This window comes from Azospirillum formosense, from assembly GCF_013340925.1.
In the GTDB taxonomy this organism is placed as follows: Bacteria; Pseudomonadota; Alphaproteobacteria; order Azospirillales; family Azospirillaceae; genus Azospirillum; species Azospirillum formosense.
Window position 1 is genome coordinate 19,160 of the sequence record NZ_WHOR01000044.1, and the last position, 10,003, is coordinate 29,162.

General features: G+C 68.4%; 10 protein-coding genes. All 10 read left to right on the plus strand.

All coding sequences use genetic code 11. The features are described 5' to 3' along the window. Positions 1–30 precede the first annotated feature (30 nt). Positions 31–960, plus strand: a complete 930-nt coding sequence (gene cyoE, locus GBZ26_RS08625) for a heme o synthase (protein ID WP_174438482.1) — start codon at positions 31–33, stop codon at positions 958–960. Continuing rightward, complete coding sequence (locus GBZ26_RS30605) at positions 957–1,091, plus strand: hypothetical protein (RefSeq protein ID WP_256380051.1); 135 nt, start codon at positions 957–959, stop codon at positions 1,089–1,091. The genes cyoE and GBZ26_RS30605 overlap by 4 nt, the downstream gene beginning before the upstream one ends. Before the next feature lie 45 nt (positions 1,092–1,136). Next, on the plus strand, positions 1,137–1,760 hold the full coding sequence (locus tag GBZ26_RS08630) for a cytochrome c oxidase assembly protein (protein ID WP_174438483.1): 624 nt from the start codon (positions 1,137–1,139) through the stop codon (positions 1,758–1,760). Positions 1,761–1,848: 88 nt separating this feature from the next. Then, positions 1,849–2,727, plus strand: coding sequence for a cytochrome c oxidase subunit 3 (locus GBZ26_RS08635; RefSeq protein ID WP_246653626.1), 879 nt, complete (start codon positions 1,849–1,851; stop codon positions 2,725–2,727). 80 nt (positions 2,728–2,807) lie between these two features. Further along, positions 2,808–3,182, plus strand: coding sequence for a DUF983 domain-containing protein (locus GBZ26_RS08640; protein ID WP_174438484.1), 375 nt, complete (start codon positions 2,808–2,810; stop codon positions 3,180–3,182). A gap of 2 nt (positions 3,183–3,184) precedes the next feature. Then, positions 3,185–3,925, plus strand: a complete 741-nt coding sequence (locus GBZ26_RS08645; protein ID WP_174438485.1) for an SURF1 family protein — start codon at positions 3,185–3,187, stop codon at positions 3,923–3,925. Positions 3,926–3,936: 11 nt separating this feature from the next. Next, the gene (locus tag GBZ26_RS08650) at positions 3,937–5,601 is read left to right on the plus strand and encodes a carboxypeptidase M32 (RefSeq protein WP_174438486.1); all 1,665 of its coding nucleotides are present in this window, start codon (positions 3,937–3,939) and stop codon (positions 5,599–5,601) included. A gap of 240 nt (positions 5,602–5,841) precedes the next feature. Next, on the plus strand, positions 5,842–7,170 hold the full coding sequence (locus GBZ26_RS08655; RefSeq protein WP_174438487.1) for a glycoside hydrolase family 5 protein: 1,329 nt from the start codon (positions 5,842–5,844) through the stop codon (positions 7,168–7,170). Between the two features lie 168 nt (positions 7,171–7,338). Continuing rightward, positions 7,339–8,751: a threonine synthase gene (thrC, locus tag GBZ26_RS08660; protein WP_174438488.1), complete on the plus strand. Its 1,413-nt coding sequence runs from the start codon at positions 7,339–7,341 to the stop codon at positions 8,749–8,751. Then, positions 8,748–10,003: M16 family metallopeptidase (locus GBZ26_RS08665; RefSeq protein WP_174438489.1), on the plus strand; the 1,256-nt coding region annotated here is incomplete at its 3' end. The genes thrC and GBZ26_RS08665, both read left to right, overlap by 4 nt.

Here is a 10,003-nt window from a genome sequence, read left to right on the forward strand (position 1 = left end):
GAGAGCTGAAAAGCCAGAGGACAGTGAAGTATGACGGACCTGAGCATTGAACGGGTCTCGACAGGTCCGGTCTCCGGATCGACGCCGGGTGACTACATCGAACTGCTGAAGCCGCGGGTGATGTCGCTCGTGGTGTTCACCGGGCTGGCCGGCATCGTGCTGGCGCCCGGCCACATCCACCCCGTGCTGGCGGCGGTGGCGGTGCTGTGCATCGCGGTCGGGGCCGGAGCCTCGGGCGCCATCAACATGTGGTACGACCGCGACATCGACGCGGTGATGTCGCGCACCGTCCGCCGCCCGATCCCGTCGGGGCGGGTGGAGCCGGAGAACGCGCTGGCCTTCGGGGTGATCCTGGCCGCGGCGTCGGTCGTGGTGATGGGGCTGGCGGTCAACTGGGCGGCCTCGGCGCTGCTGGCGATGACCATCGGCTTCTACGTCTTCATCTACACCATGTGGCTGAAGCGGCGGACGCCGCAGAACATCGTGATCGGCGGGGCCGCCGGCGCCTTCCCGCCGATGATCGGCTGGGCGGCGGTGACGGGCGGCGTGGAGTTGCCCTCCATCCTGCTGTTCCTGCTGATCTTCCTGTGGACGCCGCCGCATTTCTGGGCGCTGGCGCTGTTCCGCAACGGCGACTACACGCGCGCCGGGGTGCCGATGATGCCGGTGGTCGCCGGCCCGGACGCCACCAAGCGGCAGATGCTGGCCTACACGCTGGTCCTGCTGCCGGTCGCCGTGGCGCCGTACTTCCTGGGCATCGGCGGCCTTGCCTATCTGATCGGGTCGAGCCTGCTGGGCGCCTTCTTCGTGCTGTGCGCGGTGCGCGTGCTGCGCGCCACCGACGACAAGCCGGCCAAGCAGATGTTCGGCTTCTCGATCCTCTACCTGTTCCTGCTGTTCGCCCTGCTGATGGGCGAGCATCTGGTGAGCGGATTCCTGACGACCGGAGGCGGGGCATGACGATCATGGATGAATCCCACGAGGAACGCCGCAAGCGGCTGCGCGGGCGGAACTACGCGGTCCTGGCCGCTCTGATCGGGCTGGTGGTGATGTTCTACGTCATTACGCTGGTGCGGATGGGCGGGCACTGACCACGGGACGTTGAGCGGACAAACGGCAGGGGAGGAAACGGCGCCATGAGCGACCGGCCTGAAAGCGACAAGGGGCTCCGGCGGAAGAACCGCCTGTTCATGGCCGGGCTGTTCGGCCTCGTCTTCGGGATGGTCGGGTTGGCCTACGCCTCGGTGCCGCTCTACGCGCTGTTCTGTCAGGTGACCGGCTTCGGCGGCACCACCCAGCGGGCCGACGCCGCGCCCGCGCGGCAGGTCGACCGCGTCATCAAGGTCCGCTTCAACGCCGACGTGAACCAGTCGCTGCCCTGGCGCTTCAAGCCGGAGCAGAAGGAGCTGACGGTGAAGCTGGGCGAGACGGGGTTGGCCGCCTATCAGGCTGCCAACCGCACCGACCGGGCCACCGTGGGCACCGCGCTCTACAACGTCACGCCGGACAAGGTCGGCAAGTACTTCAACAAGATCGAGTGCTTCTGCTTCACCGAGCAGGTGCTGGAGCCCGGTCAGTCGGTGGACATGCCGGTGGCCTTCTTCGTCGATCCGGCCCTGGCCGACGATCCGGCGATGGAGGACGTGACCACCATCACCCTGTCCTACACCTTCTTCCGCGCCAAGGACGAGACCCAGGTGCTGGCGCAGCACGCGACGCAGGCCGCGGGTGCGAAAGGCACCGGGACCGCGGCGAACTGAGGGCGCTGTTCAAAAAGAGACAGTCTGAACAGAGAATTAGGGCTGAACGAAGAAATCGGGCGAAACAAACCGGGGTTGGAAAGAGACGATGGCCGACATCACGCACGCGCAAATGCCGCATCCCCCAGCCTCCGCGCACGGCGCGGGCGAGGGCGCCGGCATCCCGCATCCCTACCATCTGGTGAAGCCGAGCCCCTGGCCTCTTCTGGGCGCCTTCGCCGCCGGTCTGTTCGCGACGGGCATGGTGATCTACATGCACGGCGGCGGCTGGCTGCTGGCCGCCCTCGGCTTCGCGTCCATCCTGGGCGTGATGTTCGGCTGGTGGCGCGACGTCATCAAGGAGGCGGTGCGCGAGAAGGCGCACACCCCGGTGGTGAAGATCGGCCTGCGCTACGGCATGGCCCTGTTCATCGCCTCGGAGGTGATGTTCTTCGCCGCCTTCTTCTGGGCCTTCTACGACGCGGCGCTCTACCCGAAGGTGTTCGCCGAGAACCCGCAGGGCGTCTGGCCGCCGCCGAACATCACGGTGCTGGAGACCTTTCACCTGCCGCTGATGATGACGCTGATCCTGCTGCTGTCGGGCGTCACCGTCACCTGGGCGCACCACGCCATCCTTGAGGGCCGCAACAAGGAGGCGTCGCGCGCGCTGGGCCTGACCGTCCTGCTGGGGGTGATGTTCACCTTCTTCCAGGGATGGGAATACGCCCACGCCGCCTTCGGCTTCACCCAGGGTATCTACCCGTCGACCTTCTACATGGCGACCGGCTTCCACGGCTTCCACGTCATCATCGGGACGATCTTCCTGGCGGTCTGCTGGTTCCGCACCATGAAGGGCCACTTCACCCCGCAGAGCCATTTCGGCTTCGAGGCGGCGGCCTGGTACTGGCACTTCGTCGACGTGGTCTGGCTGTTCCTGTTCGTGTCGATCTACTGGTGGGGGTCGCTGGGCGCCGCCAGCGGCCACTGATCTCCTTCCCGTCGCCTTGCGAAGCCCTTCTCCTCCATCGGGGGAGAGGGGCTTGCCATTTCCTGGAGGGGGCGAATCATTTGAGTACCTATTACTCCAGCCCGTCGCCGCTGACCGCCGGCCTGCGCTGCGCCTGCCCGCGCTGCGGACGGGGCAAGCTGTTCGACGGCTATCTGACGGTCAACGAGCGCTGTTCGGTGTGCAACCTGAATCTTGCCCGGCAGGACAGCGGCGACGGGCCGGCGGTGTTCCTGATCTTCATCCTGGGCTTCCTGGTCGTGCCGGTGGCGCTGTGGGTGTCGATGTCGGTGGACTGGCCGCTGTGGCTGCACGCCATCGTCTGGAGCATCGTCGTGCTGGGGCTGGCGCTCGGCATGCTGCGCCCGGCCAAGGCCTATGTGGTGGCGCTCCAGTACCGCCACCGCCGCAACGAGCTGGAGGACCCGGACGCGTGACCATGAGCGCCGCTGCCGAACCCCGCCGCTTCCGGCCGTCGCTGTGGGCGACTCTGATCACCGTGCCCGCCGTGCTGGTCATGCTGGGGCTGGGCACGTGGCAGATGCAGCGGCTGGAATGGAAGGAGGATCTGGTCCGCCGGGTGGAGCAACGGCTGCACGCCGCCCCCATCGCGCTGCCCCCCACCATCGCCGATCCGGAGGCGCTGGAGTTCCGCCCGGTGACCGTCAGCGGGCGCTTCCTGAACGACAAGGAGCTGCTGCTGGTGGCCCGGCCCCGGCAGGGGCAGGCGGGCTACGAGCTGCTGACTCCGCTGCAGCGCCCGGCCGAGGACGGCGGCGGCGTGGTGCTGGTCAACCGCGGTTTCCTGCCCATGGACAAGCGCACCCCCGCCAGCCGTCCGGAGAGCCGGGTGGAGGGGCCAGTGACTGTCACCGGTCTGGTCCGCCTGCCGCAGCCCGCCGGCTGGCTCCAGCCGGGCAACCGGCCGGGCGCGGAGTCCTGGATGCGGCTGGACCCGCCGGCCATGGCGGCATCCACCGGGCTGGAGGCGGTCGCCCCTCTGGCGGTGGAGATGACTCCCGACCCGGCGCGCGGCAACGCGCCGCTGAACGGGATTCAGCCGCTGGTCGAGCTGCCCAACAACCATAGGCAATACGCCTTCACCTGGTATAGCCTCGCCGCGACGCTGGTCGTCGTCTATGCGCTGTCCCAACGCCGGAGGACCCGTCCGGCATCCTAGGAGTTGCGTCCATGACAGCCGCCTATCAGGAGTTGGAACGCCGATTCGCCCGCATCGCCGCCATCGGCGACGCCCTGGGCATCCTGAGCTGGGACAGCCAGACCATGATGCCCGACGGCTCCAGCGACGGGCGGGCCGAGCAGACCGCCACCCTGACCGTGCTGGCCCACGAGCTGCAAACCGACCCCCGCGTGGCCGACTGGCTGGCCGAGGCGGAGGGGGCGGGCGGGCTCGACGACTGGCAGGCGGCCAACCTGCGGGAGATGCGGCGCACCCACCGCCACGCCACCGCCGTGCCCGGCGACCTGATCGAGGCGACCAGCAAGGCGATCTCGGCCTGCGAGATGACCTGGCGCACCGCGCGGGCGGAAAGCGACTTCGCCAAGCTGCTGCCCAGCCTGTCGGAAGTGCTGCGCCGCGTGCGGGAGTGCGGCGAGGCCAAGGCGGCGGCCATGGGGCTGTCGCCCTACGACGCCATGCTGGACGAGCACGATCCCGGCGCCCGGTCGGAGCGGATCGACACCCTGTTCGCCGGTCTGGCCGGCTTCCTGCCGGAGCTGATCGGGCGCGTCCTCGACCGTCAGGCCGCCGAGCCGGCGCCGCTGCGGCCCGTGGGGCCGTTCGCCGTCGCCAACCAGAAGGCGCTGGGCGAGCGGCTGATGCGGGCGGCGGGCTTCGACTTCACCCGTGGGCGGCTGGACGTGTCGCTGCACCCCTTCTGCGGCGGCGCCACCGGCGACGTGCGCATCACCACCCGCTACGACGAGGACGACTTCACCAAGGCCCTGATGGGGGTGATGCACGAGACGGGGCACGCCCTCTACGAGCAGGGCCGCCCGCGCGACTGGCTGAGCCAGCCGGTCGGGCTGGCCCGTGGCATGGCGGTGCATGAGAGCCAGTCGCTGATCGTCGAGATGCAGGCCTGCCGCTCGCCGGAGTTCCTGTGCTGGCTGGCCCCGGTCGCGCGGGAGGCGTTCGGCGGCTCCGGCCCGGCCTGGGAGCCGGACAACCTGCGCCGCCTCTACAGCCGGGTGGAGCGCGGCGTCATCCGGGTGGACGCCGACGAGGTGACCTACCCGGCGCACATCATCCTGCGCTACCGTCTGGAGAAGGCGCTGGTCGGCGGTGATCTGGCGCTGGCCGACCTGCCGGGGGCGTGGAACGACGGCATGAGGGAGTTGGTCGGGGTGGTGCCGCCGGACGACCGGCTGGGCTGCCTTCAGGACATCCACTGGCCGTCGGGCGCCTGGGGCTATTTCCCCAGCTACACGCTGGGCGCCATGACCGCCGCCCAGCTGTTCGAGGCCGCGGCGACGGCCGATCCGGACATCCGCCCGGCGCTGGCGCGCGGCGACCTCGGGCCGCTGGTGGCGTGGCTTGGGGGGAATGTGCACGGCAAGGGCTGCCTCCACGCGTCCGGCGACGAGTTGCTGACGGCGGCCACCGGGCGACCGTTGGATGCGGCGGTGTTCCGGCGGCATCTGGAACGCCGGTATCTGGAGGTTGAAGGGCTTTGCCCCCACCCTAACCCTCCCCGGCTGAGGCAGGGGAGGGGACTCTTCTCCCTCTCCCGCGAAGCGGGGGAGGGCCGGGGTAGGGCATGGGTTTCGCCGAGGCATGTTCGCTGCTGCGGGAGAATCCGCAAAATCCGCCGAGCGCAAAAGGCTGGCCCGTAACCCTCCTTCGTTCCGGCGCGCCGCTCCGAGCAATCAATCGATCAATCAGAAAAACAGCCTTAAAGCAGCGCAAGCACTCGACCCATCTTCATTGTCTCAAATGTCTTCAAAATCCGCTCTTCCGGACATGGTCACACATGCCTTGGATTGCCGGAATTAAGCGACATTCCCGGCAATATTTCATTAACCATAAACCTCCAGCCTCCGGCCCAACGCGAATGGCAACGAGGGCAGAGTACAATGGGCATCGCCAAGGGCTTCCTGCACACGGACGGCAACCAGATCGTCGATTCGTCGGGTCAGAACGTCAAGCTGACGGGCGTCAACTGGTTCGGCGGCGAGGGCTTCGTCTTCAACCCCAACGGCATGGACATGCGCGGGTACTGGGGGATGATGGAGCAGATGAAGGAGATGGGCTTCAACACCATCCGTCTGCCGTGGAGCGACGCGGCTCTGGACGCCGACCGGGCGACGGGCATCGACACCTCCAAGAATCCCGACCTCGCGAACAAGTCGCCGCTTGAGGTCATGGACAAGGTGATCGACTACGCCGGGCGCATCGGCATGAAGGTCATCCTCGACCACCACCGCTCCAGCGACGGTGCGTCGGCCAACGAGAACGGCCTGTGGTACGACGACAAGTACCCGGAGTCGAAGATGATCGAAAACTGGAAGATGCTGGCCGAGCGCTACAAGGGCAACGACACGGTCGTCGGCGCCGACCTGCACAACGAGCCGCACGGCCAGGCGACCTGGGGCGGCGGCGACAAGGCCACCGACTGGGCCTGGGCCGCGGAGCGCATCGGCAACGAGATTCAGTCCGTGAACAAGGATTGGCTGCTGCTGGTCGAGGGCGTCGAAATCCACGAGAACCAGTGGGAGTGGTGGGGCGGCAACCTGCGCGGCGCCAAGGACCGCCCGATCGAATTCGACAATCCGGGCAAGCTGGTCTACTCGGTCCACTCCTACGGCCCGTCCATCCACGAGATGGAGTGGTTCAAGGCCAGCGACTACCCGAACAACCTGCCGGGTCAGTACACCGACAACTGGGGCTGGCTGCTGAAGGAGGACAAGGCGCCCGTGCTGGTCGGCGAGTTCGGCGGCAAGCTGGAGACCGACCAGGACAAGGCCTACATGGCCAAGCTGATCGACTACATGAACGGCGACCTGGACGGCAACGGCACCAACGACCTGGGCGCCGGCAAGGAAGGGGCGAGCTGGACCTACTGGTCGTGGAACCCGAACTCGGGCGACACCGGCGGCATCCTGAAGGACGATTGGCAGACGGTTGACCAGACCAAGTACAACGCCATCAAGGAAGGCCTGTTCGACGGCGGCGGCAGCCCGGCCAAGGCCGCCTGGGCACCGGCGAAGGCGCAGGCGCTTGGTGAGGGCGACATCAACGTCCTGTCCCACACGGTGACGCAGCCGCAGGTGGCGGACCACAGCGCCGCCGCGTCGGTGGACGCCGCGCTCGCCGCCCAGACGGTGGAGCTTCCGCCGGTCGATGCCGCGCACGATGCCTCGGCGCTGCACCACGACCCGCTGGACGTCCACACCGGCGCCTGACCGGGAGCCTGACAATCCCCTCTCCCACCGCGGGAGAGGGGTTTTGTTTGCAACGCATCCGGAACCCGCCGCTTGCACGGCGTGTGGGAGGGCGCTAACTATGCCCGTTCCACAAGAGTCGCCGGCCCGCCACAGCGTCGGCCACCTTCAGGCGTCGGAGAGTGTGCGTTGAAGTACGTCAGCACGCGGGGCCAGGCCCCGGTCCTGGGTTTCGAGGAAGTCCTTCTGGCCGGTCTCGCGCGTGACGGCGGCCTCTATGTTCCGGAAAGCTGGCCGCAGTTCTCGGCCGACGAGATCCGCGCGATGCGCGGCCTTCCCTACAGCGAGATCGCCGTGCGCGTCATGCTGCCCTTCCTGGGCGGCGCCATCGCCGAGGACGATTTCCGCGCCATCGTGACGGACGCCTACGCCAGCTTCGACCACGCCGCGGTGGTGCCGCTGGTGCAGCTCGACCAGCGCACCTGGGTGATGGAGCTGTTCCACGGCCCGACGCTGGCCTTCAAGGACGTGGCGCTGCAACTGCTCGGCCGCCTGTTCGACCATGTGCTGGCCAAGCGCGGCGAGCGGGTGACCATCGTCGGCGCCACCTCGGGCGACACCGGCTCCGCCGCCATCGAGGCGTGCCGCGACCGCCAGAACGTGGACATCTTCATCCTGCACCCGAAGGGCCGCACGTCGGAGGTGCAGCGCCGCCAGATGACCAGCGTCCTGTCGGCCAACGTGCACAACATCGCGCTGCACGGCACCTTCGACGACTGCCAGGACCTGGTGAAGGCGCTGTTCAACGACATGGCCTTCCGCGACAAGATGGGCCTGTCGGCGGTGAACTCGATCAACTGGGCGCGCATCATGGCCCAGATCGTCTATTACTTTGCCGCCGCGGTGGCGCTGGGCGCGCCGGACCGCAAGGTGGCCTTCACCGTGCCCACCGGCAATTTCGGCAATGTCTACGCCGCCTACGGCGCGCGGGCGATGGGCCTGCCGGTGGAGCGGCTGGTCGTGGGCTCCAACGCCAACGACATCCTGGCCCGCTTTTTTGCCAGCGGCACCATGTCGGCGGCTCCGGTCGTGCCCACATTGAGTCCCAGCATGGACATCCAGATCTCCTCCAACTTCGAGCGGCTGCTGTTCGACCTGCTGGGCCGCGACGGCGCCGCCGTGCAGGCCGCCATGGACAGCTTCCGCGCGGAGGGCAAGTTCGCCGTCACCGACGCGCAGCTGGCCGAGGCGCACGGCATCTTCACGGCCAATCGCGCGGATGATGCGCTGACCATGGACATCATCAAGGGCGTCTGGGAAAAGACCGGCGGCTATCAGGTCGATCCGCACACCGCCGTCGGCATCCATTCCGCCATGGTGGCGCCGGTCGATCCGTCGGTGCCGGTGGTGGTGATGGCGACCGCGCATCCGGCCAAGTTCCCCGACGCGGTGGAGACGGCCACCGGCCGGCGCCCGGTCCTGCCGCCGCGCCTCGCCGACCTCTACGAGCGGGAGGAGCGGCTGTCGGAGCTGCCCAACGACGTGGCGGCGGTCCAGGAGTTCGTCGTCGCCCGCGCCCGCGCCGCCAAGGAGGCCGCATGAGCATCCGCGTGACCACGCTGCCGAACGGGCTGCGCGTCGCCACCGACACGATGCCCGGCGTGCAGTCGGTCTCGCTCGGCTGCTGGGTCGGGGTCGGCACGCGCAACGAGTCCGCGAGCGTCAACGGCGTGGCGCATCTCGTCGAGCACATGCTGTTCAAGGGCACCGAGCGGCGCTCCGCCTTCCGCATCTCCGAAGAGATCGAGAATGTCGGCGGCCAGCTCAACGCCTACACGACGCGCGAGCAGACGGCCTATTACGCCAAGGTCCTGCACGAGGACACGGCGCTGGCGCTCGACCTCATCGCCGACATGCTCCAGAACTCCGTCCTCGACAGCGAGGAACTGGTCCGGGAGCGCACGGTGGTGCTTCAGGAAATCGGCCAGTCCGCCGACACCCCCGACGACATCATCTTCGACCATTTCCAGTCCACCGCCTATCCGGGGCAGGCGCTGGGGCGCCCCGTCCTGGGCTCGGCGGAGATCGTCGGCGCCCTGTCGCGCCCGGCGCTGGTCGATTACATCGACGGCCATTACGGCGCGCCGGGCATCGTGCTGGCCGCCGCCGGGCGGCTGGAACACGACCGGCTTGTCGACATGGCGCTGTCGGCCTTCGACGGGCTGTCCTCCCGCCCGGCGCCGGAGTCCGAGGACGCGCGCTACGCCGGTGGCGACTTCCGCGAGGCGCGGGACCTGGAGCAGATGCACCTCGTCCTCGGCTTCGACGGGGTGGGCGTGCACGACCCGGACTATTACGCCCATTCGGTGATGTCGACGCTGCTCGGCGGCGGCATGTCCTCGCGCCTCTTCCAGGAGGTGCGGGAGAAGCGCGGGCTGGTCTATTCCATCTACACCTTCTCCGGCGCCTACCGCGACGGCGGGCTGTTCGGCGTCTACGCCGGCACCGGCGAGGACGAGGTGGCGGAACTGGTCCCCGTCGTCTGCGACGAGCTGATGCGGGTGACCGAGGACGTGACCGAGGAGGAGGTGGCCCGCGCCGCCGCCCAGCTCCGTGCCGGGACGCTGATGGCGCTGGAAAGCTCCATGTCGCGCTGCGAACAGCTCGGCCAACAGCTTCTGGTCTATGGGCGCCCGGTGCCGGTGGAGGAGATCGTCGAGAAGATCGGGGCGGTCGACCGCGAGTCCATCGTCCGCGTCGCCCGGCGCTTGCGGGAAAGCCGCCCCACCGTGGCCGCGCTCGGTCCGATCGGACGGCTTGAGGAGTATGACCGCATCGCCGCGCGGTTCCGGTA